This window comes from Alphaproteobacteria bacterium, from assembly GCA_041396705.1.
In the GTDB taxonomy this organism is placed as follows: Bacteria; Pseudomonadota; Alphaproteobacteria; order CALKHQ01; family CALKHQ01; genus CALKHQ01.
On the sequence record JAWKYB010000002.1, the window covers coordinates 550,561 to 576,567 of the forward strand.

Sequence of the window (26,007 nt, forward strand, 5' to 3'; positions counted from 1 at the left end):
TGCAGGACGTCCATGACTTCGAAGCTCTCGACTGCGATGCTTGCCGGCATTGCCATAACGCTCGCGGCCGGCCCGGCCGCGGCGCTCGACGATGCTCCGCCGCCCGGCTGGCGCGCGGCCGTCGACACCCACATCCTGCCCGACATCGCACGCATCGTCGGCGAGCCGATCGTCGGCTTCACCGTGACGGCGCAGAACGGCCGCTTCGCCGGCATCGGCCAGGACACCATCGACGCGCTGGACGGCCAGTGGCGCGCCGAGCGCGAGGCGGGCGAACAGCCGCTGATCTCGGCCGTGCTGTCGAACCCGGCCTCGAGCTACCTCACCCGGGTGCAGGCCCAGTCGATCGGCCTCTATTCCGAAATCTTCATCATGGACGACCACGGCCTCAACGTCGGCCAGAGCAACGTGTCGTCCGACTTCTGGCAGGGCGACGAGGCCAAGTGGCAGGAGACCTTCGCCCGCGGCGCTGGGTCGGTGTTCGTCGACGAGCCGGAGTTCCGCGACGACATCGGCGTCTGGGTGGTGCAGGTCAACGTGTCGGTCGACCGCGACGACGCCGCCATCGGCGCCGCCACCTTCGAAGTCAACCTGACAGAGCTTGTCCGCCGCACGGCGGCCGCCGCCAGCTGAGGCCCGACAGATGCGCAAATTCAACAACCTCCGAGTCGGCCGCAAGCTCGCCGTCGCCTTCGGCATCCTGCTGGCCGTCAGCATCACCGCCTGTGCCGTGGTGCTGTTCAACCTGCAATCGATCCGTTCGGCCAACGCCGATTCCGAGCAGGCGCTGCGGCTGCAGAGCCTGATCGGCGCCGCCGCCGATGCCCAGATCGAGGCCGAAGGGGCGATCCGTTCGCTCATTCTCTCCGGCGACCTGACCTACAAGGACCGGTTCGCCGCCGCCGTCGAGGCATTCGACGCGGTCATGGCCGACCTGCGGTCGGCGGGCTACGACCAGGCAGAGTTCGTCGACGGCACCGCGAATGTGGCCGCGCTGAACCGGGCCTGGATCGACAACCTGGCCTCGGTCCAGCTCGGCTATATGCTGACCCCGGCCACGGTCGACCTCGCCCGCGCGCTGGAGGTCTCGCCCGACCGGCTCGGCCTGCAGGCGGAGATCGCCGACGCCCTCGCCGGCCTGTCGGCCTTCGCCGAGGCGATCGTCGCCGATTCCTCCGACAGCGAATCGGCCCTGCTCGGCCTGTCGCTGGTCGTGCTCGCCGTCGCGGCGGTGGTGCTGATCGGCAGTGCGATCGGCATCGGCTGGATGCTCAGCCGTACCGTCGGCGCGCCGTTGCAGCAGCTTGCCGGCATCACCGAGAAGCTGGCGGCGAAGGATTGGGCGGTGGCCATGCCCGGCGTCGACCGCAGCGACGAGATCGGCCGGATGACGGAAGCCCTGGCGGCGTTCCGCGACAACGGCCGCCGCGCCGAGCAACTGGAAGCCGCCCAGCAGGCCGAGCGCAAGCTGCAGCTGGACCGTTCGGCCCGCATCGAATCGCTGGCGCGCGACTTCGACCGCGAGGCGCACGAGGTGCTCGACACCCTGACCGGTGCGGCGACCGAGATGCAGGCGACGTCGAAGTCGATGTCGGCCGCGGCCCAGGACGCGATGATGCGTGCGTCCAACGTCGCCAATGCCGCCGGGCAGGCCGGCCACAACGTGCAGAGCGTGTCCGCCGCCTCGGAGGAGCTGACGGCCTCGATCCGCGAGATCTCGGGTCAGGTCCAGAATGTCAGCACCGACGCCGGCAAGGCCTCCACCTCGGCCAACGAGGCCAAGCAGCAGATCGGCACCCTGGCATTGGTCACCGCCAAGGTCGGGCAAGTGGTCGCGATGATCACCGAGATCGCCGAGCAGACCAACCTGCTGGCGCTCAACGCGACCATCGAGGCGGCCCGGGCCGGCGAGGCCGGCAAGGGCTTCGCCGTGGTGGCGAGCGAGGTCAAGGCGCTGGCCAACCAGACGGCGCGGGCGACCGACGAGATCCGCGCCCAGATCGAGGCGATCCAGACCCAGACGACGGTCTCGGTCGACGCGATCGGGCAGGTGGCGGAGGCGATCCAGTTCGTCAACCAGGCCTCGGCCTCGATCGCCGCGGCGATGGAGCAGCAGTCGGCGGCGACGCAGGAGATCGCGCAGAGCGTCGGCATGGCGGCGACCGGCACCGAGGAGGTGGTCAACAACATCGCCGGCGTCAGCGAGGGCGCCGACGAGACCGGCCGCTCGGCGGAGGAGGTGCTGAAGGTGTCGCAGGAGCTCGCCCGTCGCGCCTCGCACATGCGCTCCAGCATCACCGAGTTCCTTACGGCGGTGCGCGCCGCCTGAGGCGGAGCGCACGGCCGCGGGTCCCGGCGTTGGCGGCGCCGGGACCTGCCGATGCGCAGCCGGCGGCGGCGCGACGCAGCCTTCCGACGGCCGGTTCGACCCGCGGCGCCCGCCGCTACATCTGGTGGCGGCGGGTGACGTCGACGAACAGCCGCAGGATCGGATTGGGGTCGTCCTTGCGCCAGTAGCAGGCAAGGCCCAGCGTGGCGGATGGCTGGATCGGCAGGTAGACCACGCCGGGGAACGGCATCGCCCGCCACGAGCTGCCGACCAGGTGCACGCCGAAGCCGGAGGCGACCAGGCCCAGCCGCGAATGCACCGGGCCGGCTTCCTGCACCACCTTGGGCGAGAAGCCGGCGCGGGCGCACACCGCGATGATGCGGTCGTAGATCGGCGAATTGTCCTCGCGCGGGAACAGCACCCAGGGGTCGTCGGCCAGCTCGGCCAGCTCGATCTCGGTGCGTCTCGCCAGCCGGTGGCCGGTCGGCAGCACCGCGATCAGCGGCTCCACGTCCAGCATCACATGGTCGAAGGCCGGATTCGGCCGCATCGGCGAATGCAGGAAGGCCACGTCGGTGCCGCCCTGCGCCAGCGCCTCCAGCTGGGCGACCGAGCCCTGCTCGCGGAAGATCATGTGCACGTCGGGATAGCGGCGGCGGAACTCGGTCAGGATCCGCGGCAGGATGCGCAGCATCGCCGCGCCGACCAGGCTGACCTCCAGCTTGCCGCGGCGGCCGAGCGCGCTTTCCTTGGTGTGGGTCTTGGCCAGCTCGATGTCGCGCAGCAGCGTGCGCGCCTCGGCCAGGAACACCTCGCCCGCCTTGGTCAGCCGCACGTTGCGCTTGTCGCGCTCGAACAGCACCACGTCCAGCTCCTCCTCGAGTTGGCGGATGCGGCGGCTGACGTGCGGCTGGGCGATGCGCAGCTGCTCGGCCGTGCGGCCGAAGTGCAGGTGGCGCGCCAGCGCGACGAAGGTCTGGACCTGCTTGAACTCCACCGGCGCGCCCCCGTGCTGCCCGCGCACCGGGCATTGTGATACGAATTTGGTCTTAGACCATACCGAAAAAGTGAAAATATGTCTGTTAGGCTTTCTGTCTCGCCCAGCAGAAGCGGCCGGCCGCGACCGGAAACCGCCGGCGAAGGGAACCGGAAGCGGCAGGAAAACCGTCGCCCGGACCGGGAACGAGGGAGGAAGACAAGATGGCCGACATTGGTATCACACGACGCGAAGGCCTTGCGCTCGCCATGGGCGGGCTGTTCGCGCTGTCGTCGCGCGGCGTCAACGCCCAGGGCCAGGCCGAGCTGACCTTCTGGAGCGTGCGGCTGAACACGCCGGAGCTGCAGGCCGCCCTGCTGCCGCTCCTGAAGCAGTTCGAGACCGAGAACCCCGGCATCGCCATCGTCAACGAGCCGGTGTCCGGCAGCCTGGTCTACCCGAAGTTCCTGACCGCGGTGCAGGGCGAACAGATGCCCGACATCGCCGAGGCCTATTCCTATCACCCGCTGCAGTTCGCCGCCCTCGACCAGATGGCGGAGATGGACGACATCGTCGCGGAATGGGAGGCCGACGGCCGGCTGGCGGACATCGTCAACGAGTTCGCCTACCGCAAGTTCCACTGGCAGGACCACTACTGGGGCGTGCCCTACAACCTGGACCCGCGCGCGATCTACTACCGCCGCGACATCCTGGAGCAGAAGGGCATCGCGCCGCCGACCGACTGGGACGCGTTCCAGGCGGCGGCGATCGCCGCGCACGACCCCGACAGCGGCACCTTCGGCCTGGTGTTCCCGGCCGGCGACTTCCACATCACCCAGCACTTCTTCATGGCGTTCATGTTCCAGGCCGGCGGCAGCATCCTGGACGCGGACGGCAACCTGGTGTTCGGCACCACCGCGCGCGACGCCAACATCCGGGCGCTGACCTATCTGACCGACTTCGCCACCCGGCACCAGGTCACCCCGGCCGGCATCGCGTCGTACAACACCGACGACGCGCACACGATCTTCGCCCAGGGCCGTGCCGCCTTCGGCATGGGCACCGGCCGGCTGATCAACCAGATCATGACCGAGAACCCTGACTTGTTCGACAAGGTCGGCATCCTGGAGACGCTGCAGGGCCCGGCCGCCAAGCTGAGTGCCGGCTTCTACAACCCGATGTTCGTCTGGAAGCACAGCCCGGCGCTGGACGCGGCCAAGGCCTTCGTACGCTGGTTCATCCAGCCGGGCCGGCTGGAGCCGCTGTATGCCGCGGCGCCCGGCCAGCACTGGCCGATCTTCACGTCCGAATTCGACACGCCGCGGGTGCAGCAGAACCGGCTGCTCAGCGAGATGCTGCAGAAGGTGATCCCCTACACCACCGACTTCGCCTATCCCGGCACCGGCATCCCCGAGATGGGCATCATCGACGGCGAGAAGCTGTTCGCCGCGCCGGTCAACGAGGTGGTGGTCGGCAGCAAGTCGCCGGAGCAGGCGATCGACGACGCCCACGAGAAGATGGCCGAGGTGTTCGGATAGCCCGCGGCCAACGCGGGGCCTGCCCTGCCTCGCCGCCCGCTCTCCCACGGGCGACGGGGCAGGGTCTCCAGCGACGGACCCATCGATGTACCAGCAACGGCGCGCCCGGTTCGCCTATTGGCTGATCCTGCCGGCGCTCGTGCTCGTGCTGCTGCTCAATCTCTATCCGCTGATCGAAGGCGTGATCGTGAGCCTGCAGAAGCAGAACATGGCGCGCCCCAACCCGGAATCCTTCGTCTGGTTCAGGCACTACATCCGCGCGCTGTTCGAGGACGCCGAATTCTGGGCGACCACCTGGCGCACCTTCGTGTGGACCGCCGGCTCGGTGGTCGGCGCCTATGTGCTGGCGCTGGGCATCGCCCTGCTCCTGAACATGGAGATCTTCGGCCGCGGCCTGTTCCGCGCGCTGTTCCTGATCCCCTGGGTGGTGCCGGACGTGGTGACGGCGCTGCTGTGGAAATGGGTCTATGCCGACGAGTTCGGCATCGCCAACTTCCTGCTGCTCAAGCTCGGCTTGGTCGACAGCCCGGTGCTGTGGCTGTCCGGCCCCGACAGCGCGATGCTGGCGGTGATCGCGGTGCAGATCTGGAAGCTGTATCCGGTGATGACGATCGTGCTGCTGGCCTCGCTGCAGGGCGTGCCGAAGGAACTGCTGGAGGCGGCCCAGCTCGACGGCGCCAACGCGCTGCAGCGCTTCCGCTACGTCACCTTCCGCTTCATCCGGCCGGCCAGCGTGGTGATCACGCTGCTGGGCGCGATCTGGACCTTCCAGAGCTTCGACATCGTCTACCTGCTGACCGGCGGCGGCCCGGCCGACGCCACCCAGATCCTGCCGGTGATGGTCTACGTCAAGGCGTTCTGGGCTACCGACATGGGCTATGCCGCGGCGATCGGCATGCTGATGCTGGTGATGCTGGTGGCGATCAGCCTGATCCAGCTGACGGCGGGCAAGGCGCACCGCAACGAGCTGGCCGAGGACTGAGCGATGGCGGTGACCGCGACCACGTCCGTCAGGGTGGCGCCGGCCGCGATGCCGCGCGGCCTCGACCGGCGCGTGCTGACCGGGCTGGCCTGCTATCTGCTGCTGATCGTCGCCGCGGTCGCCATCCTGTTCCCGGTGCTGTGGATGTTCTCGTCGTCGTTCAAGCCGACGACCGAGCTGTTCGCGCGCGACCTGACGCTGCTGCCGGTGGACTGGACCTGGGACAACTACCGCAATGTCTGGCTGGCGACCGACTTCCCGGTCTATTTCTGGAACAGCTTCTTCGTCGCCTCGATCACCACGATCTGCTCGATCGCCGTCTCGGTCTACGCCGCCTATGCCATCGCGCGCATCCGCTTCCGCGGCCGCTTCGCCTTCGGCATGATGCTGCTGGTCACCCAGATGTTCCCGCACATCATGCTGGTGGTGCCGCTGTTTCTGATCGTCAAGCGGCTGGGCCTGCTCGACACCCACGCCGCGCTGATCATCGCCTACACCGCCTTCTCGCTGCCGTTCTCGATCTGGATGCTGCGCAGCTTCTTCGCCGCCATCCCGCTGGAGCTGGAGGACGCGGCGGCCATCGACGGCGCCTCGCAGCTGGCGACGCTGCACCGGATCATCCTGCCGCTGGCCGGGCCAGGCATCGCGGCGGTGGCGATGTACACGTTCATCCGGTCCTGGAACGAGTTCCTGTTCGCCCTGGTGTTCCTGCAGTCCGGCGCCCAGCGCACCCTGCCGCTGGGCCTGGTCAGCTTCCAGGAGGAGTTCAACTTCCGCTGGGACCTGATGATGGCCGGCGCCAGCATCATCTCGCTGCCGGTGCTGTTCTTCTTCCTCCTGATGCAGCGCTTCATCGTGCAAGGGCTGACCGGGGGCGCGGTCAAGGGATGAGGCCGGGGCACGACGGCGCGACCGCAACCGACGCGAATGCCACCCACAGCAACCGCGGGCATACGCCCGCACAACCGAATGCCATGTCGCATGAAAGGAGCTTGTGAATGAGGTTCGGGGCACCGATCTGGCCGTTCCAGTGGGAACCGCCCTATGAGGACGGCATCCGCCGCATCGCCGCGCTGGGCTTCCGGGCGATCGAGCTGATCGCCTGGAACAAGGACTACCTGGCCGAGTACTACACGCCGGCGAAGGTCAAGGAACTGCGCGCCCTGGTCGACGGCGAGGGGCTGAAGCTGTCGCAGTTCGTCTCCACCCCGCACGACCTGTCGAGCGCCGACGCGGCCAAGCGCGACGCGGCGGTCGAGCACTGGAAGCGCACCGTCGAGGTCGGCGCCGCGCTGGGCTCGGAGCTGATCAACATGGTCTCCTCCCACCCCTTCGCCATGCGCGACGGCGAGCAGATGCCGCGCATCACCACCAAGCCGCTGGTGCAGTCCTACGAGGTCGACGTGCCGGAGGGGCTGGACTGGGACCAGAACTTCCGCGACTACGTTGCCGCCATGCGCCGCTGCGCCGACGCCTGCGCCGACGCCGGGGTGACCATGACGGTGGAGCCGCATCCGGGGCGCTACCTCGCCAACCACGACGGCGCGCTGCGGCTGCTGGAGCACGTGGATTCGCCGGCGATGGGGATCAACTTCGACCCCAGCCACACCTTCCCGGTCGGCGACTTCCCCAACATCACCATCCTGCGGCTGAACAGGCACATCAAGCACTGCCACGTGTCGGACAACGACGGGGTGACCAACGTCCACTGGCGGCCGGGCATGGGCAAGATCAACTGGACCCATTTCATGAAGGCGCTGAAGGAGGTGGGCTTCGACGGGGTGATCTCGATCGAGCTGGAGGACGTGCCCGGCGTCTCGCGCGGGCCGCGGTCGACCGCGCCGGGCGTCTATCGCAACGTCACCGCCACCGACCAGTTCGTCAACGAGACGGTCGCCGGCATGAACTACCTGAAGGCGATCGCCCGGGACCTCGGCATCCACGTCGAGCATTGAGGGATGCGCGGCGGCGGCGCTCCCCGGCGGGGCGCCGCGGTCGCGCGGGAGCAGCAACCATGCAGCAGGCGGTGCTGTCCGGGCCGCGCACATTCCGCCTCGACGCGGCAGCGACCCCGTCGCCGGGGCCCGGCGAGGTGCTGGTCAAGGTGCGGATGTCGGGCGTCTGCTCGTCCGAGCTCGGCGCCTGGCGCGACGGCGAGGGCGCGCCGCGGCTGCTCGGCCACGAGGTCGCCGGCACCGTGGCCGCCGTCGGCGCCGGCGTCGCCGGCCTTGTGCCCGGCGACCCGGTCACCGGCCTGTTCCACAAGGGCTTCGCCGACTATGCGGTCGCGCCGCAGGACAGGGTGGCCGCGATCCCACCCGGCATCGCGATCGAGCACGCCTTCGGCGAGCCGATCGCCTGTGCGATGAGCGGGGCGCGGCGCACGCCGGTCGACCTGGGCGACCGGGTCGCCGTGGTCGGCCTGGGCTTCATGGGCCTGCTGATGCTGCAGCTGCTGCGCCTGAAGGGGCCGGCGCACATCCTGGGCATCGACATGCGCGACGATGCGCTGGCTGCCGGCCGCGGGCTCGGCGCCGACGCCACCGCGCGGCCCGGCGACCTCGCCGCGGACCTGAAGGCGGTGTTCCCGTTCGCCGCCGACGACCCGCGCGGCTTCGACATGGTGGTCGAGGCGACCGGCACCCAGGCCGGGCTGACCCTGGCGGTGGAGCTGGTCCGCTTCCACGGCGTGCTGTCGATCCTCGGCTATCACCAGGGCGGGCCGCGCCAGGTCGACATGCAGCTGATGAATTTCAAGGCCTGCGACGTGGTCAACGCGCACGAGCGGCGCGCCGGCTACCGCATGGACTGCATGCGCCGCGGGCTGGCGCTGGCCGCCGCCGGCCGGCTGCAGCTGGCGCCGCTGGCCACCCACGGCTTCCCGCTGGACCGGCTCGGCGACGCCTTCGCCGTGCTGCAGGACAAGCCGGCGGGCTTCATCAAGTCGGCCGTGCTGCTGCCCGGCTGACCCGCCAACCGAGAAAGGCCACCGATGACGCAGATCCTGTTCGCCGGCACCTATACCGAGCCGATCCTGTTCGGCACCGGCCAGGTGCTGCAGGGCACCGGCAAGGGCATCCACGCCTATGCCTTCGACGCCGCGGCCGGGGCGCTGGCGCCGCTGCATGTCAACGCGGGCATCCGCAACCCGTCCTATCTGGCGTTCGATCCGGCGCGGCGCTTCCTCTACTGCGTCAACGAGTACAAGGAGTTCGAAGGCCGGCCGAGCGGCGCGGTCAGCGCCTTTCGCATCGAGGGCGACAGCGGGCGGCTGACCTTCCTCAACCAGAAGGCCACCCACGGCACCGACCCCTGCCACCTGATCGTCGACAAGACCGGGCGCAACCTCTACGTCGCCAACTTCGCCAGCGGCAGCGTCTGCGTGCTGCCGATCGGCGGCGACGGGTCGCTTGGCGACGCCAGCTGCGTGGTCCAGCACGAGGGCTCCAGCGTCGACCCGGTGCGCCAGAAGGGCCCGCACGCCCACGCGGTCGAGCTGTCGAACGACAACCGATTCGCATTCGTGCCGGAGCTCGGCGTCGACCGGCTGATGATCTATGCGACGGACGTGGCTAACGGCACGCTGGCGCCGAACCCGGCGCAGCCGTGGATTGCGGTCCGGCCCGGTGCCGGCCCGCGCCAGCTGGTGATGCACCCGAACGGCCGCAACGCCTATCTGATCAACGAGCTCGATTCGACCATGACCGCCTATGCCTATGACGCCGACAGCGGCACGGTGGCGGAGATCAACACGCTGTCGACGCTGCCCGCCGGCTTCGCCGGCCGCTCGAGCTGCGCCGAGGTGCAGATCGCGCCCGACGGCCGCCATCTCTACGGCTCCAACCGCGGCCACGACTCGATCGCGATCTTCGCCATCGACCCGGCCGACGGCGCCATCGCCGCCATCGGCCACGAGAGCACCCGCGGCGCGATCCCGCGCAATTTCGAGATCGACCCGACCGGCGCGTTCCTCGCCGCCGCCAACCAGGATACCGGCAACATCGTCATGTTCCGCCGCGACGCCGACAGCGGCCTGCTGTCGGCCACCGGCAGCGTGGTCGAACTCGGTACCCCGATCTGCGTACGGTTCCGGTGAAGGTGCCGCCGCAGCAGACCGCTCAGTCGCGGACCAGGAAGTTGAGGTAGCGGCCGATCGGGCCGGTCAGGCGCAGCGGGGCGTCGGTGACGGCGAGGCAGAGGCAGTCTTCGCCGGGGTCGGCGACCGGCTGGTGCTCGACCGCCGCGTCGGCCGCGGCGACGTCGCCGCGCGCGTATCTGCCGGCGGCGTCGCTGAAGCCGCCGGCCAGCACCAGCGTCAGCTCGTTGCCGACATGGGTATGGCGCGGGATCGCGGTGCCGCCGCGGATGCGCATCAGCCGGGTGCGGAAGCCTGGGAACCCCTGCATCAGCGGCGCCTCGGCGATGCCGCCGCGCGCCTTCCACCTCAGGCTGGCCAGCCCGCCGCCGACATAGTCGCGCAGCGGCCGCGGCAACAGCGCGGCGTCCGCGGACGGCGTCGGCGCGGCGGCCGTGGCCGGCACGGGCTCCGGCTCGTCGAGCCGGGCCATCGCACGCTCCAGCGCCTGCTCGGCGATCGGCACCGGCGCGACCTCGTCCAGCACGGCGCCGCCGATCCCCTCGATCTCGGCGACGACGGCGCGGCAGGCCGGGCACAGGGCCAAATGGGTGGCGATCAGAACGGCCGCCGGCTCGCGCAGCGCTCCGGTGGCATAGTCGATCAGCAGGTCGCCGTCGGGATGATGACGGATCATGAAAGCTCGTCCTTCAGCATCGCACGCAGCCGGGTCATCGCCAGCCTGATCCTGGATTTGACCGTGCCCAGCGGCATGTTCAGCTCGCTGGCGATGGTGCTGTGCGTCTTGTCCTCGAGAAAGGCGAGCCGCAGCATGGCCGACTGTTCCTCCGGCAGTTCGGCGACGGCATCGCGAATCAACCGGCCCTGGCGTGCATTCTGCATCGTCTGGTCCGGCAACGGGTCCGCCTCCGGCAGGAAGGCGGGGTCTTCAGGGTCGAATTCGGGCCTGCGCTCGCGCCGGACCATGTCGATACGCCGGTTGCGCGCGATCGTGAAGATCCAGGTGCTGACGCTGGCCTTGTCCCGGTCGTATTGGCCGGCCCGGCGCCAGACCGACAGCATCACGTCCTGCGCCAGGTCCTCGGCCACCTGCGGGTCGGCGCCCATCTTGCGCCCGAATGCGGCGACGCGCGGCGCGAAGTCCGCGAACAGCGCGCGGAATGCGGCCCGGTCCTGCCGCTCGGCGATGGCCTGCAGCAGGTCGGCGAAGGCGGCATCGTTGGCCGCCCGCGGCGGTGGTACCCTGTTCATCCGCCCATTCTGTCCGACCGGCCGGAGCGCAACAAGGCGCCGCCGCGACAAAGCGGGCGGGGTCGTGCAGGATGTCGCTTGCGCCGGGATCATGCCGGACCTTTCGTTGCGTTCTGGCTGTGATACGCGGCCGCCGCGCAACCGGATCAGCGGCGCGCGCTGTGATCCGCGTCCGCCGGGCCGGCGTACCACCTGCAAAGCCGGCATCGCCGTCCGGCTGCAGGATCGGAGGGTTTGGACGTGACCAGCGAGCCGGCGATCCGGTGCCCCTCGGGCCCGGCAGGTGCGCGATGAGGATCGCGGTCGTCGGCGCCGGCGCGGCCGGCCTGGGCGCGGCCTGGGCGCTGGCGCAGCGCCACGACGTGACGGTGTTCGAGGCCGAGGGGCGGGCCGGCGGTCACGCCTGGACCCGCGACATCGACGTCGCCGGCCGGCCGGTCGCGGTCGACATGGGCTTCATCGTCTACAACGAGCTGAACTATCCGAATCTCAGCCGGCTGTTCGCCGCCCTGGGGGTGGCGACCGAGGCGAGCGACATGTCGTTCGCGGTCTCGGTCGACGGCGGCCGCCTCGAATACGAGGGCTCGCTGCGCGGCCTGTTCGCGCAGCCGGCCAACCTGGCCCGGCCGTCGTTCCTGCGCATGCTGGCCGACATCCGCCGCTTCTACCGCACCGCGCCGCGGCTGCTCGACATGCCCGGCGACGGGCCGACGCTGGGCGAGGTGCTGGACGCCGGCCGCTATTCCGCGGCGTTCGCCGCCCATCACATCCTGCCGATGGGGGCCGCGATCTGGTCGGCCACGCTGGACGGCATGCGCGCATTCCCGGCGAAAAGCTTCGTGCGCTTCTTCGTCAACCACCGCCTGTTCGACCTGGCCGGCCGGCCGCAGTGGCGCACGGTGACGGGCGGCAGCCGCGGCTATGTGCAGCGGATCGCCGGGCAGCTGGGCGCGCGGCTGCGGCTCGGCGCACCGGTGACGCGGATCGAGCGGACGCCGGCCGGCGTGATCATCGCGACCCCTGCCGCCGCGCCCGAACGCTTCGACCGGCTGGTGCTGGCCAGTCATGCCGACCAGGCGCTGGCGCTGCTGGGTGCCGCGGCCCGCGACGACGAGCGGGCGGTGCTCGGCGCCATCCGCTACCAGGCCAACCGTGCGGTGCTGCACGGCGACCGGACGCTGATGCCGCGCCGGCGCGCTGCCTGGGCGAGCTGGAACTATCTCGCCGCCGGCTCAGAGAGCGGCGCCGGCGACGCGGGGCTCTGCGTCAGCTACTGGATGAACCGGCTGCAGCGGCTGCCGGTCGACGCCCCGGTGATCGTCACCCTGAACCCGCACCGCCGGCCCGACCCGGCCACGGTCCACGCCGAGGCGGTGTTCCACCACCCGCAGTTCGACCGCGCCGCGCTTGCCGCCCAGGCGCGGCTGCCCGACATCCAGGGCGTCGACCGTACCTGGTTCTGCGGCAGCTATTGCGGCTTCGGCTTCCACGAGGATGCGGTCGCGTCCGGCTTCGCGGTGGCGGCCGCGCTGGGCGCGCCGGTGCCGTGGGCGCAGGCGGTGGCGCCGGCCGGTCCGGCGGCGCATTGCGTCCGGCCGGCCGCGCCGGACCGGGCGGCGGCGTGAGGCCATGAGCACGCCGGCCACAGCTTCGGCACTCTATCCGGGCCGGGTAATGCACCGGCGGCTGCGGCCGTTCGTGCACGGCTTCCGCTACCGCGTGTTCTCGCTCTATCTCGATCTGGATGAGCTGCCGGGCCTCGACCGCCGGCTGCGGCTGTTCTCGCACAACCGCTGGAACCTGTTCGGCTTCCGCGACCGCGACCACGGCCCGCGCGACGGCGGCCCGCTGCGGCCATGGATCGAGCGGCACCTCGCCGCGGCCGGCATCGACCTGGAAGGCGGGCCGGTGCGGCTGCTCTGCTTCCCGCGCGTGCTCGGCTACGTGTTCGACCCGCTGTCGGTCTGGTTCTGCTTCCATGCCGACGGCGGCCTGCGTGCGATCCTCTACGAGGTCAGCAACACCTTCGGCCAGCGCCACGGCTATCTGCTGCCGGTGGACGGGCCCGCGCCCGGCGAACCGCTGGAACAGGCGACCGCGAAGCGGTTCTACGTCTCGCCGTTCTTCGCGGTCGACGGCCGCTACGACTTCCGCCTCGCCGTGCCCGGCGACCGGCTGGCCGTCGGGATCCGGCTAGGCGACTCGGCCGGGCCGGCGCTGGTCGCGCGCCAGACCGGGCGGCGCCGGCCGCTGTCCGACGCCGCGCTGGCGCGCCTGTTCGTCACCCACCCGCTGATGACACTGAAGGTGATCGGCGCGATCCACTGGCAGGCCCTGCGGCTGTGGCTGAAGGGGGCGCGCCCGACGCCGCGGCCGGCGCCGCCGGTCGCCGAGGTCAGCATCCCGCCCGCTGCTGCCACCGCCCCCCGGCTGGCCGCGGAATAGCCCGACCCCACCGAACCGATTCGCACCCCTGGAGAGGCCACGATGCACGCAGACCTGACCTTCGACCGCGCCGGCCGCCGACCCGGCCCGATGGAGCGGGCCGCGCTGCGTCTGCTCGGCCGCATCGGTGCGGGGCACCTGACCCTGCATCGCCACGACGGCACCGCGGTCGATTTCCGCGGCGCCGAGCCCGGGCCGCAGGTGGCCGTCAAGGTCAACAACCCGCGCCTTTTCCGGCGGCTCGCGCTCGGCGGCGACATCGCGCTGGCCGAGGCCTATCGCGACGGCGACTGGGACACCGCCGACCTGACCGACCTGCTCACCTTCGGCGCGCTGAACCGCGACCGCCTTGGCGAGGGGCTGGACGGCAGCGTGGCGATGCGCGCGGCCGCGCGGCTGGTCCACGCGCTGCGGCGCAACAGCCGGGCCGGCGCCCGCCGCAACATCGCCGCCCACTACGATCTGGGCAACGCCTTCTACGCCGCATGGCTCGACCCCTCGCTGACCTATTCGGCCGGCCTGTTCGCGGCGGACGACGACGACCTCGCCGCCGCCCAGGTCCGCAAGTACCGGCGGCTGGCCGAACTGGCCGCGATCGGCCGCGACGACCATGTGCTGGAGATCGGCTGCGGCTGGGGCGGCTTCGCACTGTGGGCGGCGCGCACCATCGGCTGCCGCGTCACCGCGATCACGCTGTCGGCGGCGCAGGCGGCGCATCTGCGCGATGCGGCGGCGCGCGCCGGGCTGGCCGACCGGGTCGCGGTGCGCCTGCAGGACTACCGGGACGTCGACGGCCGCTTCGACCGCATCGTCTCGATCGAGATGCTGGAGGCGGTCGGCGAGGCCAACTGGGCGGCCTATTTCGCCGCGGTGCGCACGCTGCTGCGGCCGGGCGGCCGGGCCGCGCTGCAGGTGATCACCATCGCCGACGCGCGCTTCGCCGCCTATCGCCGGCGGGTCGACTTCATCCAGCGCCACATCTTCCCCGGCGGCATGCTGCCCAGCCCCAGCGCGCTGCGCCGCCACGCCGCCGACAGCGGGCTGGACTGGATCGCGGCCTCGCGCCACGGCGAGGACTATGCGGCGACCCTGGTCCACTGGCAGCGGCGGTTCGAGGCTGCGGCGCCGCAGGTGGCCGCCCTCGGCTTCGACGCGCGCTTCCGGCGGATGTGGCGCTACTACCTGGCCTATTGCGAGGCCGGCTTCCGTACCGGGCGCATCGACCTGCTGCAGGTGGCGCTCGCCCGGCCGGCGGAGGCCGGCGCATGAGCGCCGCTGCCCGGTCGGCGGCGGAGGGCGGAGCCGGCGACGGCTTCCGGCTGGAGGACTATTTCGCCGGCCGCACCCGCGCCTGGGGCATCTTCCGCGACCGCTTCGGCCGGCTGCGCCGCCGCTTCACGGTCGACATCGACGGCGCCTGGGACGGCGAGACTCTGACCCTGGTCGAGGACTTCGCCTATGACGACGGCGCCACCGAGCGCCGGGTCTGGCAGATCCGCCGCGGCACCACCGACGACTATGAGGGCCGCGCCGACGGGGTGGTCGGCACCGCGCACGGCGGCTATCACGACGGCGCGCTGAACTGGCGCTACCGCTTCGCGCTCAAGGTCGGCGGCAGCGCCTGGACCGTGCGGTTCGACGACTGGCTGTTCCCGCAGGCCGACGGCATCGTCATCAACCGGGCCGACGTGTCGAAATTCGGGTTCAGGCTGGGCGAGGTGACGCTGGTGTTCCGCAAGGGCGCACCGACGGCTCACTGAGCGGCCGTTGGCTGCGCCCGAACCGCGCCAGCGCCCGAATTGCGGCGGTGGCGCGCACGCGTGCGTTATCCGGCTTGAACTTGCAGTGGACGGCACCCTAGAAATCGGACGGGACCGAGAAGCCGTCGCGCTGTCGAAACGGCATGGCCAGGGAACGCCGGAAACATGCAGCCAGCGATGCTGCCGCAGGCGCCAACGCTGGTGCTGGAGGGGATCACCAAGTCGTTTCCCGGCGTCAGGGCGCTGCGTGGCGTCAGCTTCGACGTGCGCGCCGGCGAGGTCCACGCCCTGCTCGGCGAGAACGGCGCCGGCAAGTCGACGCTGATCAAGATCATTTCGGGCGTGTACCGGCCGGATTCGGGCCGCATGCTGCTGGATGGCAGCGAAACCCGGTTCGTCGCGCCGCAGGAGGCGCAGGCGGCCGGCATCGCCACCATCTACCAGGAGCTGCTGCTGTTCCCCGAGCTCAGCGTCGCCGAGAACATCTTCATGGGCCACGCCCCGCGCAACGCCATGGGCGCCATCGACTGGGCCGAGACCCGGCGCAAGGCCCACGCGCTGCTGGCCTCGCTCGACATCCACGACCTCGACGTCCGCCGCACGGTCGGCTCGCTGTCCGTGGGCAACCGCCAGCGGGTCGAGATCGCCAAGGCGCTGTCGCACAACGCGCGGATCCTGGTGATGGACGAGCCCACCGCGGCGCTGACCGAGCATGACGTGCAGCGCCTGTTCGGCATCGTGCGCCTGCTGCGGGAGCGCGGGGTCGGCATCATCTACATCAGCCATCGGCTGGAGGAGATCTTCAAGCTGGCCGACCGGGTGACGGTTCTGCGCGACGGCGAGTACGTCGCCACCAGGGACGTCGCCGACATCGACCACGACGACCTGATCGCCATGATGGTCGGCCGGCGCATCGAGGCGCTGTTCCCCAAGTTCGACGCCAGGATCGGCAAGCCGGTGCTGGAGGTGAGGGATCTGGTTCGCCGGCCGATGACCCGCGGCGTCAGCCTGACGGTGCATGCCGGCGAGATCGTCGGTCTGGCCGGACTGGTCGGCGCCGGCCGCAGCGAGTTCGCCCAGGTCGTTTTCGGCATCACCCCGGCGCAGGGCGGCGAGATCCGCATCGACGGCACGCCGGTTCGCATCCGCTCCGCCGGCGAGGCGAAGCGGCACGGCATCGCCTATGTGCCAGAGGACCGCGGCCTGCAGGGGCTGGTCCGGCCGATGCGCATCGTCGAGAACGCGTCGATGGCGGTGCTGGGCCTCATCGCCCGCTATGGGTTCCTCGACCGGCGCGCCGAACGCGAACTGGCGCGCGACGCGGTGCGGAAATTCTCGATCCGCACCAGCGGCATCGAGCAGGTGGTCAACAAGCTTTCCGGCGGCAACCAGCAGAAGGTCGTACTGGGAAAATGGCTGGCGACCAGGCCCAGGCTGCTGATCATGGACGAGCCGACGCGCGGCATCGACGTCGGCGCCAAGTCGGAGATCCATCGCCTGATGAGCGAGCTTGCCCAGCAGGGCATGGCCATCCTGATGATTTCCAGCGAGCTGCCGGAGATCCTCGGCATGAGCGACCGCGTGCTGGTCATGCGCGAGGGCCGGGTCGTTTCCGAGTTCAGCCGCGCCGAGGCGACGCAGGAGAAGGTCGCGGCGGCGATGATGAGCGATCACGCCGCGCCGGCAATGGCCGGGGCGGCCTGACGGCATGGCCGAAGCACGCGGACAGGCCGCCTCGCGCGGCGCGATCGTGGCAGCCGCCCGGCGCCTGTTCGGCACCCAGGAGGCGGTGCTGTTCCTGGCCCTGCTGGTGCTGTTCACCGTGGTCGGCAGCTACAACGAGCGCTATGTCGCCGACCGCAACCTGTCCAGCATCTTCCTCGGCAACGCCTATATCGCGGTCGCGGCGATCGGCATGTCGATGGTGATCATCTCCGGCAACATCGATATCTCGGTCGGCTCGCTGATCGGCGTGCTGGCGACGATCAGCGGGACCCTTGCCGTCGAGGGCTACGGCCTGTTCCTGGCCTGGACCCTGCCGGTGGTGATCAGCGTGGCGGTGACGGTGTCGATCGGCGTGCTGGTCGCCTATCTGCGCATTCCGGCGATCGTGGTCTCGCTGGGCCTGCTCTCCATCCTCAAGGGCGGGCTGATCAGCGTGACCGACGGGGCGTGGATCTCGGACCTGCCCGAGGGATACGGGCTGGCGCAGATGCGGCTCGCCGGCATTCCGCTGCCGGTCTATTTCATGGTGGTCCTCACGCTGCTGGCCGCCCTGTGGATGCGCTACAGCCGCCTGGGCCGCGCGATCTATGCCGTCGGCGGCAATCCCGAAGCCGCCCGCCTCGCCGGGATATCGCGCGAGGCCACCATCCTCGCGGTGTTCGCGATTCACGGCGTCTTCGTCGGCATCGCGGCGATCCTGTTCGCGACCCAGCTCTCGGTCATCCAGTCGACGGTGCCGCCCAACCTCGAGCTGCTGATCATCACCGCCGCCGTGGTCGGCGGCGTCAGCATCCTGGGCGGTACCGGCACGGTGATCGGCTCGACGCTGGCCGCGATCCTGCTGGCGGCGATCGGCTCGGCGCTGATCTTCCTCGACTTGTCCGCCTACTGGCTGCGCGCTGTCCAGGGCGTGCTGATCCTCATCACCGTGCTGGCCGACCTCGAGCGGCGCCGGCGCCAGCGCGCGATGATGTAGGGCCATGACCGACACCGTCTCAGCCGAAGACGCCATGGCCCGGCGCGGCCTGCGCCGCCTGCTGCTGCGCCACGAATCGGTGCTGTTCGTCATCCTGGTGCTGTCGCTGGCCGTGCTGGCCACGTTGACCGACAAGTTCTTCACGGCGGACAACCTGCTCAACCAGGGCCGCCTGATGGCCGAGGTCGCGCTGGTCGCGCTGCCGATGACGTTCATCATCATCACCGGCGGTATCGATCTGTCGGTCGGCTCGACCCTGGGCCTGTGCGCGATCGTGCTCGGCGTGGTGTGGAAGAACGTCGGGCTGCCGCTGGAGCTGGCGATCGTGGCGGCCCTGGCCACCGGCGCGCTCGGCGGGCTGGTCAACGGTTGGTTCATCACCCGCGTGCGCGTGCCGCCGCTGATCATGACGCTGGCGACGCTGGCGCTGTATCGCGGCCTGGCGGAGGGCATCAGCGAGGCCCGGTCGGTGCGCGGCTATCCCGAATGGTTCTACGTGCTCGGCCAGGGCGAGGTGGCCGGGGTGCCGACCCAGCTCTGGCTGCTGCTGGTGGCGACGATCCTGGCCTGGGTGGTGCTGGCGCGCACCGCCTTCGGCCGGTCGCTCTACGCCATCGGCCACAACGAGACCGCCGCCCGCTTTTCCGGCATCGCGGTCGACCGGATCAAGCTGGCGATCTACACGGCGGCCGGCGCGATGGCGGGCCTGTCGGCGGTGATCTTCGTGTCGCGGGTCACCACCACGCGCTCCGACATGGGCACCGGGCTGGAGCTCGATGTCATCGCAGCGGTCGTGCTGGGCGGCACCAGCATCTTCGGCGGCGTCGGCACCATCGTCGGCACGGCGATCGGCTTTCTGCTGATCCAGCTGCTGAAGAACGGACTGGCGTTGACGGGCGTGAAGGGTGACGCCACCATCGTGGTGATCGGGAGTGTCCTGATCCTGTCTATCCTGATCTCGAATCTACTGCAGCGGCGCCGCGGCGCCGACCATTGAAGCGAACGGCACGCACAGATGCCGTTGACCAACACGGGAGGAACTCGGTGTACAAGGCTTTGACGATTGCATTCGGTGCGATGCTGCTCACGACGGCGGCGTCGGCGCAGGATCGCTGGGACGGCGCGGACGACCTCGACGTCAACCCGCTGGCCTGCGACGGCACGCCCGGCACGGTCGCGGCGAAGGACTATGACGGCGGCCAGCCCACCGGCGCGCCGGACCTGTCCGGCCAGACGATCACGCTGATCGACGTGCCGAAGCTGATCGGCATCGGCTATTTTGCCGCGACGACCACCGGCATGCAGCAGGCGGCGGCCGAGCTCGGCAATGTCGAGGTGACGACCGACGGCCCGACCGAGGCGAACATCGACGACCAGATCACCTTCATCGACAACTACATCACCCAGGGCGTGAACGGCGTGCTGTTCGCCGCCAACGACCCGGTCGCGATCGCGCCGGTGCTGCAGAAGGCGCTGGAAAGCGGCGTGCACGTGGTCGGCTATGACGCCAACTCGACGCCCGATGCGCGCGAGTGGTTCGTCAACCAGGCCGAGTTCAACGGCGTCGGCAAGTCGCTGATGGACGCGATCGTCGCCGAGATCGGCGAGGACGGCAGCTTCGCCATCGTCACCTCGACCTTCACCACGCCGAACCAGGCGCGCTGGATCGCCGAGATGTGGGCCTATTCGCAGGACTGCTATCCGAACCTGGAGTGGCTGGAGACGGTCGAGGCGCAGGAAGACAACATCCTGTCGTTCAACCAGGCCAACACCCTGATCAACAAGTACGGCGAGGATCTCGACGGCCTGATCGGCATGACGTCGGTGGCGACCCCGGCCTCGGCCGAGGCGGTGACCCAGGCCGGCGTGTGCGGCGAGGTCGCGGTGGTCGGGCTGGCAACGCCGAACGCGATGAAGCCCTATGTCGCCTCCGGTTGCGTCAAGTCGGTGGTGCTGTGGAACCCGGTCGACCTCGGCTATGCCGCGGTCTATGTGATGCGCGCCGTGGTCGACGGCCTGCTCAAGCCCGGCGACACCTCGGTCGACGCCGGCCGTCTGGGCACGCTGCAGGTGATCAACGGCAGCGAGATCCTGCTCGGCGCGCCGTTCGTCTTCGGCATCGACAACATCGACCAGTTCGACTTCTGATCCGGTCGCGGACCGGTCGTTGCGCTTGGGGGCGGGCCCGGGTCCGCCCCCTTGCCGTTTCGACGTCGACTTTGCGGCGGCGTCAGCCCGCCGCAATCCGCCGTCGCACCAGCCGGATCGCGGCGCCGAGCAGCGGCACCAGGCGATAGACCTCGCTGCCGTCCCAATGGTCGATGTGCTTCTCGACGCGGCCGGCCGCGTCGAAATGCACCTCGCTCATCCCCTCGATCCGGTGGCTGCGGCGGCCGCGCCCGAAGGCGAAGGTCCAGCGCAGATAGACCGTCCGCCCCGACCGGGCCCGGTCGGTGACCGCGAAGCGCGGCGCGGCGACGTCGCGGAACATCTTGGCCAGCACGGCGCGGAAGGCGGCGACGCCGACGACCTCGTTGAACGGGTCGCGGAAGAACACGTCGGGCGCGCACAGCGCGTCCAGCCGGTCGAGGCCGTCGGCGCTCAGCGTCTCGAAAAATGCGGCGTAGGCCGCAGCCGCGGCGTCGATGTCCGCGCTCATCGGCGATCCTCCCGCGGCAGCATGCGCCGCGTCGCGGCAAAGGCCAGCGGCGCCGGCAGCAGCCGCAGCAGCTTCATCAGCGCGGCGAAGCGCCAGGGGAAGGCGATCTCGAACCGGTCGCGGCGCAGGCCGCGGTAGAAGGCGTCGGCGGCGGCATCGGGCTCCATCAGGAACGGCATCGGGAAAGCGTTGCGGTCGGTCAGCGGCGTGCGGACGAAGCCGGGGTTGACCAGCTGCACGACGATGCCGCAGCGGCCGAGCTCGACCCGCATCGCCTCGGCCAGGTTGATCAGTCCCGCCTTGGTCATGCCGTAGGCGCCGGCGGTGGGCAGGCCGCGATAGCCGGCCAGCGACGCGACGACCGCGATCCGCCCGTCGCCGCGCGCCACCATCGGCGGCACCACCGCCTGCAGGCAGTTGACCGTGCCGATCAGGTTGAGCTCGGCGAGCGCGCGGAAGTCGGCGGCGTCGGGCGCGCGCAGGTCGACCGGCCGGTGGCTGCCGGCGTTGAGCACCGCCTGCCGGATCGGCCCGAGGTCGCGCGCGATGGCGGCGACGGCGTCGGCGACCGCGTCGGGCGCGGTGATGTCCAGCGGATAGGCATGCACGCTGCCCGGGCCCGGCGCCGCGGCGGCGAGGCGTTCGAGATCGCCGGCGCCGCGGGCGGAGGCGGCGATGCGCCAGCCGGCCCGGGCCATGCGCCGGGCCAGGGCCGCGCCGATGCCGGAACTGGCGCCGGTGATCCAGGCCACGCCGGGCGCGGCGGCTGAGTCGTCGTCTGTCACGTCGCGGGTGGCCGTCCGGTTGCGGTGGGAGTGCGTCCGACTCTTCTACGACGCACGGTGCCGACCGGATTGCCGCGACGGCCTACAGCGTGGTGCAGCGCTCCAGCTCGGTGCCGTCGCGGATGGCGAGCGCGGTGCCTTCGGGCAGCGATTCCCAGCCGTCCTCGTCCAGCGGCACGCTGGCCAGCATCACGGTCTGGCGGTCGTGCACGTCGACGGTGAGGCCGGGCGCGGTGTAGTCGCGGTCGACCTGGTCGCGCGACCAGTCCTTCAGCCTGAGGCCCGGCGGCTCCGGCGGCGTCACCTGGCCGGCCACCTCGTGCACCCGGCGGTGGGCGTGGGCGAACAGGGCGTCGCCGTCGAAATAGAGGAAGTTGGCCGAGCCGAGCCGGCCCATCTCGCGGCAGAAGGCGACGAACATCTCCATGCGCACCGCCAGCGGCGGCGCGGCGCCGCCGTTCTCGCGCCACAGCGGGCGCAGGCGGTCGAGCAGCAGGCAGAAGGCAAGCTCGGAATCGGTCTCGCCCACCGGCGTGTAGACCAGCGCGTCGGCGTCGCAGGCCCGCTCGATCCCCTCCAGCGTGCCGTTGTGGGCGAACAGCTGCACCTGGCGGCCCAGCACCCGGCGGAACGGATGGGTGTTCTCCAGCGTGTGGCTGCCGCGGGTGGCGTGGCGCACATGGGCGATCACGCATTTCGACTTCACGCTGTTCTCGGCGACGAAGTCGACCCAGGGGCTGCCGGCGGCCGACAGCGGCTCCTTGATGGTGAAGGCGTCGCGGTCGTGGGCATAGGCGATGCCCCAGCCGGACCGGTTGGAACGCAGCCCGCTGCCGTTGGCCGCGAACTCGCGCAGCGAATAGGTCACCGCCGACGGCTGCCGGCTGGACATCGCGAACAACTCGCACATGGCACGAACTCCAGCGCCCCGACTCATCGGGCCACACCAGCGCCTAACAAACGCTTGCGCCGAGATATTGGCAAGCAGAGGGCGGAATGCCAGATGCGAACAGCGCGGCGGCGCGAGGCACGACCATAGGGCCGGCCCCCGCGCCGGCCCCGACCTCGCGCCGCCGCGTCCGGGCGGGGCGACGCCCCTGCCCGGCTGCGCCGGCCATGCCCGCTAGGCCGGGCGCAGTCCGTGCCGGGTGGCCACGCCGACCACCGCGTCCGCCGACGGCGGCGGGAAGCCGATCTCGCGGTCCATGGCCTCGAAGAAGGCGCCGGCCCCGGCCGCCGCGGTCAGGACCAGGAAGCGCGCGGTCGGGCTGGCGATGCGGAAGCTGTGCGCCGCCTCGCCGGGCACCAGCACGAAGGCGCCGGGGCCGGCCACGCCGCTCCACGCCCGCCCGGCATCGATCTCCACCGCGCCGTCGACGACGTAATAGGCCTCGTCCCACGGGTGGGCGTGGCGCGGCGGCCCGCTGCCCTGCGTTCCCGAGAGCTCGAACATTTCGTAGCGCCCGCCGGTCTCGGCGCCGGCGGCCAGCACGCGGACGCGGTCGGCCAGCACCTGGAGCCAACGGCCCTCGTCGGGCCCGAGAAACAGGGGCTTGCTGCCCATGGCGGTCTCCATCTGGTTGGTGACGGAGATACGGCCGGACGGGGCGGATTGGACGCAACGAAGGGTGCGCCTGGGGGCGCGGCGGCTTGACCGTGCCGGGCCGCGGGGCAACATGGACCGGGCGGCAGGGTGCCGCGGCAGCCGAAGGGACGGGCCCATGGACCAGATCACGCGGATCAACCACGTCGGCATCCGGGTGCGCGACCTCGCCGCCACCCGCGCCTTTTACGAGAAGCTCGGCTTCGCGTTCCTGGTCGGGCCGGTCGGGCCGGAGCCGGTGGCGATCATGGAGCACCCGTCGGGGGTGAACCTCAACTTCATCCTCAACGCGGCACCCGAGGCCGCCGCCAACGTGCTGATGGACGTGCCGGTGAAGCACCCGGGCTACACCCACATGGCGCTGGAGGTGACCGACATCGCCGCGGTGCAGGCGCGGCTGGTCGAACTCGGCATCCCGCTCAGCGGCGGCCCGGTGGTGGTGAACAACGGCGCCACCCTGATCTTCGTCCGCGACCCCGACGCCAACGTGATCGAGTTCCACCAGCCCGCGTAGTCCGGATGGAGCGGAGCGCACGCCGGGGCGGTCCTGCCGCGGCGTCGGCGTCCCGGATTGCGCGATGCTCCATCCGGGCTACGGGGCGGTGCGGGTCAACCGGGCATCGCGAACGGCGCGTCGTCCATGAACCGGCGCAGCACATTGCCGGTCAGGCGGCTGACGTTGTTGTCGTAGCCGTTGTGGCTGAGGCTGCCGCACCAGGCGATCGAGCCGGTGGAGAACACCGCGCCGCCGGACGGGGTCTCGTAGAAGGTCAGGTCGGCGCGGCACAGCGGCGACTGGCTGCCGGTGATGTCGGGGGTGGTCACCAGCACCTCCTCGGTCACCACCAGGTAGATGTCGGAATGGCCCTCCGACGAGGCCAGCACCAGCGCGTGCGGCGGGGTGCCCAGGCTCATGTCGGCGCGGTCGAGTTCCAGCCCGGCGGCGCCGCCGCCGATCAGGCCGAAGTCGCCGATGGTCTCGTCGGCGATGCCGGCGAAGATGAAGGCGGCGCGCGGGTCGTGCGAGGCCGCGGTGCGGCGGTAGTAGCTGCACCAGTCGAAGCCCTGGGCGGTGAAGCCGACGCCGGTGACCACGTTCGGCGGCAGGTCCTGCCGGCGCCACAGCCCGCCATATTCGCCGGTGAAGCTGTGGTGGTACTCGCCGGGCGCGGCCGCCCAGCAGCGGATGCCGTCCTCGGCCCGGCGCACCTCGATCACCCGGGCAGGTCGCGGTGGAAGGCGATGCGCCAGTACCAGCCGTTGGCGCCGAGATACATCAGCCGGCCGCCGCGCGCCTGCCAGGCCATCATCGCGTCCCACATCCGGGTCGAGTGGTATTCGGGATGGGTGCCGCTGAGCACCACCCGGTAGGGCGCCAGCGCGGCGACGCCGTCGCGGTGCAGGTCCTCGTCGGTGACCACGTCGAAGGCGACGCCCTCGTGCTCCAGCCAGTCCAACAGGTGGGTGTCGGCGTTGTACTGCCACAGGCCCGAGCCGTAGGCGCCGAGCCAGCCGGCATAGCGCGGCCGCATGTTCAGCACCGGCCGCAGCCGCGACGAGTAGCACACCCCGCTGCCGTCGCGGTGGGAGTCGTAGAGCGACAGGCCGTATTCCGGATGCTGCTGGATGTAGAGGTCGGAGGCCTGCATCACCAGCAGCCGGTTGACCACCATCTCCGCCGCGCCGTCGAGCAGGTGGTTGTGGTCGTTGGCATAGGCCATGTAGGCGGCGGTCGGGGCGAGGAAGGCGACCTTGGGCCGGGTCCTGCCGGCCGGCAGCGGCGTGCGCGCGGTGTAGACGAACAGCGGCACGATATCCTCCTCGCTGCCGTCCTCGGCGTCGCCGACGGCGAGGTGGCAGGCATAGGCGCCGCTGGGCCAGTCGGCCGGCACCGTCCATTCGAAGTCGGCCGCCCAGCCGGCATCGTAGAGGTCGTCGGCGTGGAAGTGGATCGCGCCGTAATGCTCGGGCTGCCGGGTCCAGTCATGGCAGGCGCCGGTCCAGTTCCAGCCCTTCATCGCGCGGGCCGGCAGGTTGTGCAGGGTGCCGTGCATCTGGTGCGGGCCGGTGTCGTGGCCGACCAGGCCGGGGATGTCGATCGAGAAGTCCCAGCGCGCGACGATGTGGCCGGCCACCTGCGGCGCCGGCGGCCGGCCGAACAGGCCGTCGAGCGCGTCCGCCGCCAGCGCGGTGTCGAGCAGCACCGGCGAATCGATCTTGCCGTCGTAGTGGTCGGCCGTGCCGGTGCCCTCGGGCCTGGCCGCGATCAGCAGGTCGACGGCCGCCGGTGCCGCCGCGCCGGCGCCGTCAGCGGTGTCGGCGCCGAGGGCGGCGAGATAGGGGTCCAGCGGCCGCTGCACCACGGTCAGGCGGCCGGTCGCCGGGTCGTGGATGCCGGCGGCCAGCACCCAGCGGCGGACGGTCAGCGCGGCCGGCGCGGTCACGCTGTGTACCGCCGTGCCGTCGCCGACCTTGAAGCGCAGCCGGCCGGCCTCGTCGACCTCAAGCAGCCAGCCCTTGCGCTCCGCCTCGGACCACTGGCCGATCACCGCCTGGCGGCGCGGCTCGCCGTCGATCACCGGCAGCGTCGGCCACAGCATGGCGGCGACGGTCAGCCCGCGCGTCGGGGTCTGGCGCGGGTGGTGCGGCACCCGCATGCACGAGCCGGCGGCGATCGCCTGCGGCCGGCCGCGATAGGTGCCGTCCACCGCCGACGGGCGGTGCTCCAGCTTCACCCCCGGTCCGGCGGGGTTGGCGTCGCCGTTGATCACCCGCACCAGCCGGGCGGTGTAGGGGCCCGGCCGCTCGGTGCTGACCATGAAGCGGACGGTCTCGCCCGGCGCGACGCTCAGGCGGTCGGCATAGCCCAGGATCTTCTGCAT

Annotated in this window: 26 protein-coding genes; 17 read left to right on the plus strand and 9 right to left on the minus strand. The window is 70.9% G+C overall.

All coding sequences use genetic code 11. The features are described from left to right. Positions 1-12: 12 nt before the first annotated feature. Positions 13-633 (plus strand): hypothetical protein, encoded by a 621-nt coding sequence (locus R3F55_02555; GenBank protein MEZ5666312.1) that lies wholly within the window; start codon positions 13-15, stop codon positions 631-633. Positions 634-643: 10 nt separating this feature from the next. Continuing rightward, the gene (locus R3F55_02560; GenBank protein ID MEZ5666313.1) at positions 644-2,329 is read left to right on the plus strand and encodes a methyl-accepting chemotaxis protein; all 1,686 of its coding nucleotides are present in this window, start codon (positions 644-646) and stop codon (positions 2,327-2,329) included. A gap of 115 nt (positions 2,330-2,444) precedes the next feature. Here R3F55_02560 and R3F55_02565 read toward each other — a convergent pair whose 3' ends face one another. Further along, positions 2,445-3,326, minus strand: a complete 882-nt coding sequence (locus tag R3F55_02565) for a LysR substrate-binding domain-containing protein (protein MEZ5666314.1) — start codon at positions 3,324-3,326, stop codon at positions 2,445-2,447. Positions 3,327-3,529: 203 nt separating this feature from the next. Here R3F55_02565 and R3F55_02570 point away from each other — a divergent pair, with 203 nt between their 5' ends. From R3F55_02570 to R3F55_02595, 6 genes are all read left to right on the plus strand, one after another. After that, a complete protein-coding gene (locus R3F55_02570; protein ID MEZ5666315.1) occupies positions 3,530-4,843 on the plus strand; it encodes an extracellular solute-binding protein in 1,314 nt (437 codons plus the stop codon). Positions 4,844-4,928: 85 nt separating this feature from the next. Next, positions 4,929-5,825, plus strand: coding sequence for a sugar ABC transporter permease (locus R3F55_02575; GenBank protein ID MEZ5666316.1), 897 nt, complete (start codon positions 4,929-4,931; stop codon positions 5,823-5,825). A gap of 3 nt (positions 5,826-5,828) precedes the next feature. Further along, a complete protein-coding gene (locus R3F55_02580) occupies positions 5,829-6,716 on the plus strand; it encodes a carbohydrate ABC transporter permease (GenBank protein ID MEZ5666317.1) in 888 nt (295 codons plus the stop codon). Between the two features lie 107 nt (positions 6,717-6,823). Next, complete coding sequence (locus tag R3F55_02585; GenBank protein ID MEZ5666318.1) at positions 6,824-7,780, plus strand: sugar phosphate isomerase/epimerase family protein; 957 nt, start codon at positions 6,824-6,826, stop codon at positions 7,778-7,780. A 59-nt stretch (positions 7,781-7,839) separates the two neighbouring features. Beyond that, positions 7,840-8,793: an alcohol dehydrogenase catalytic domain-containing protein gene (locus R3F55_02590; protein ID MEZ5666319.1), complete on the plus strand. Its 954-nt coding sequence runs from the start codon at positions 7,840-7,842 to the stop codon at positions 8,791-8,793. 24 nt (positions 8,794-8,817) lie between these two features. Continuing rightward, positions 8,818-9,921, plus strand: a complete 1,104-nt coding sequence (locus R3F55_02595) for a lactonase family protein (GenBank protein ID MEZ5666320.1) — start codon at positions 8,818-8,820, stop codon at positions 9,919-9,921. Positions 9,922-9,943: 22 nt separating this feature from the next. Here R3F55_02595 and R3F55_02600 read toward each other — a convergent pair whose 3' ends face one another. Beyond that, the gene (locus R3F55_02600) at positions 9,944-10,597 is read right to left on the minus strand and encodes a ChrR family anti-sigma-E factor (protein ID MEZ5666321.1); all 654 of its coding nucleotides are present in this window, start codon (positions 10,595-10,597) and stop codon (positions 9,944-9,946) included. Beyond that, positions 10,594-11,172 carry a sigma-70 family RNA polymerase sigma factor gene (locus R3F55_02605; protein ID MEZ5666322.1) on the minus strand — a complete coding sequence of 193 codons (579 nt, stop codon included), beginning with the start codon at positions 11,170-11,172 and terminating at the stop codon, positions 10,594-10,596. Before R3F55_02605 ends, R3F55_02600 begins: the two co-directional genes overlap by 4 nt. A gap of 290 nt (positions 11,173-11,462) precedes the next feature. Here R3F55_02605 and R3F55_02610 point away from each other — a divergent pair, with 290 nt between their 5' ends. From R3F55_02610 to R3F55_02645, 8 genes are all read left to right on the plus strand, one after another. Next, the gene (locus R3F55_02610; GenBank protein ID MEZ5666323.1) at positions 11,463-12,797 is read left to right on the plus strand and encodes an FAD-dependent oxidoreductase; all 1,335 of its coding nucleotides are present in this window, start codon (positions 11,463-11,465) and stop codon (positions 12,795-12,797) included. 4 nt (positions 12,798-12,801) lie between these two features. Next, on the plus strand, positions 12,802-13,617 hold the full coding sequence (locus tag R3F55_02615) for a DUF1365 domain-containing protein (GenBank protein MEZ5666324.1): 816 nt from the start codon (positions 12,802-12,804) through the stop codon (positions 13,615-13,617). Positions 13,618-13,659: 42 nt separating this feature from the next. Beyond that, positions 13,660-14,886 (plus strand): cyclopropane-fatty-acyl-phospholipid synthase family protein, encoded by a 1,227-nt coding sequence (locus R3F55_02620; GenBank protein MEZ5666325.1) that lies wholly within the window; start codon positions 13,660-13,662, stop codon positions 14,884-14,886. Continuing rightward, positions 14,883-15,377 carry a DUF3833 family protein gene (locus tag R3F55_02625; protein ID MEZ5666326.1) on the plus strand — a complete coding sequence of 165 codons (495 nt, stop codon included), beginning with the start codon at positions 14,883-14,885 and terminating at the stop codon, positions 15,375-15,377. The genes R3F55_02620 and R3F55_02625 overlap by 4 nt, the downstream gene beginning before the upstream one ends. A gap of 165 nt (positions 15,378-15,542) precedes the next feature. Next, positions 15,543-17,081: a sugar ABC transporter ATP-binding protein gene (locus R3F55_02630; protein MEZ5666327.1), complete on the plus strand. Its 1,539-nt coding sequence runs from the start codon at positions 15,543-15,545 to the stop codon at positions 17,079-17,081. 4 nt (positions 17,082-17,085) lie between these two features. Beyond that, positions 17,086-18,078 carry an ABC transporter permease gene (locus R3F55_02635; GenBank protein ID MEZ5666328.1) on the plus strand — a complete coding sequence of 331 codons (993 nt, stop codon included), beginning with the start codon at positions 17,086-17,088 and terminating at the stop codon, positions 18,076-18,078. Positions 18,079-18,082: 4 nt separating this feature from the next. Continuing rightward, positions 18,083-19,075 carry an ABC transporter permease gene (locus R3F55_02640; GenBank protein MEZ5666329.1) on the plus strand — a complete coding sequence of 331 codons (993 nt, stop codon included), beginning with the start codon at positions 18,083-18,085 and terminating at the stop codon, positions 19,073-19,075. 80 nt (positions 19,076-19,155) lie between these two features. Further along, entirely contained in the window at positions 19,156-20,226 is a 1,071-nt protein-coding gene (locus tag R3F55_02645; GenBank protein ID MEZ5666330.1) for a substrate-binding domain-containing protein, read from the plus strand. Between the two features lie 82 nt (positions 20,227-20,308). On the opposite strand, the gene R3F55_02650 is transcribed toward R3F55_02645, so the two are convergent. From R3F55_02650 to R3F55_02665, 4 genes are all read right to left on the minus strand, one after another. Then, positions 20,309-20,737: a nuclear transport factor 2 family protein gene (locus R3F55_02650; GenBank protein ID MEZ5666331.1), complete on the minus strand. Its 429-nt coding sequence runs from the start codon at positions 20,735-20,737 to the stop codon at positions 20,309-20,311. Continuing rightward, on the minus strand, positions 20,734-21,522 hold the full coding sequence (locus R3F55_02655; protein ID MEZ5666332.1) for an SDR family NAD(P)-dependent oxidoreductase: 789 nt from the start codon (positions 21,520-21,522) through the stop codon (positions 20,734-20,736). The genes R3F55_02650 and R3F55_02655 overlap by 4 nt, the downstream gene beginning before the upstream one ends. 82 nt (positions 21,523-21,604) lie before the next feature. Continuing rightward, positions 21,605-22,432 carry a class II glutamine amidotransferase gene (locus R3F55_02660; protein ID MEZ5666333.1) on the minus strand — a complete coding sequence of 276 codons (828 nt, stop codon included), beginning with the start codon at positions 22,430-22,432 and terminating at the stop codon, positions 21,605-21,607. Between the two features lie 213 nt (positions 22,433-22,645). Continuing rightward, positions 22,646-23,086, minus strand: coding sequence for a cupin domain-containing protein (locus R3F55_02665; GenBank protein ID MEZ5666334.1), 441 nt, complete (start codon positions 23,084-23,086; stop codon positions 22,646-22,648). 157 nt (positions 23,087-23,243) lie between these two features. On the opposite strand from R3F55_02665, the gene R3F55_02670 reads away from it, so the two are divergent. Next, positions 23,244-23,639 carry a VOC family protein gene (locus tag R3F55_02670; GenBank protein ID MEZ5666335.1) on the plus strand — a complete coding sequence of 132 codons (396 nt, stop codon included), beginning with the start codon at positions 23,244-23,246 and terminating at the stop codon, positions 23,637-23,639. A 95-nt stretch (positions 23,640-23,734) separates the two neighbouring features. Here R3F55_02670 and R3F55_02675 read toward each other — a convergent pair whose 3' ends face one another. Then, on the minus strand, positions 23,735-24,343 hold the full coding sequence (locus tag R3F55_02675) for a DUF6605 domain-containing protein (protein MEZ5666336.1): 609 nt from the start codon (positions 24,341-24,343) through the stop codon (positions 23,735-23,737). Continuing rightward, positions 24,340-26,007 (minus strand): DUF6605 domain-containing protein, encoded by a 1,668-nt coding sequence (locus R3F55_02680; GenBank protein MEZ5666337.1) that lies wholly within the window; start codon positions 26,005-26,007, stop codon positions 24,340-24,342. Before R3F55_02680 ends, R3F55_02675 begins: the two co-directional genes overlap by 4 nt.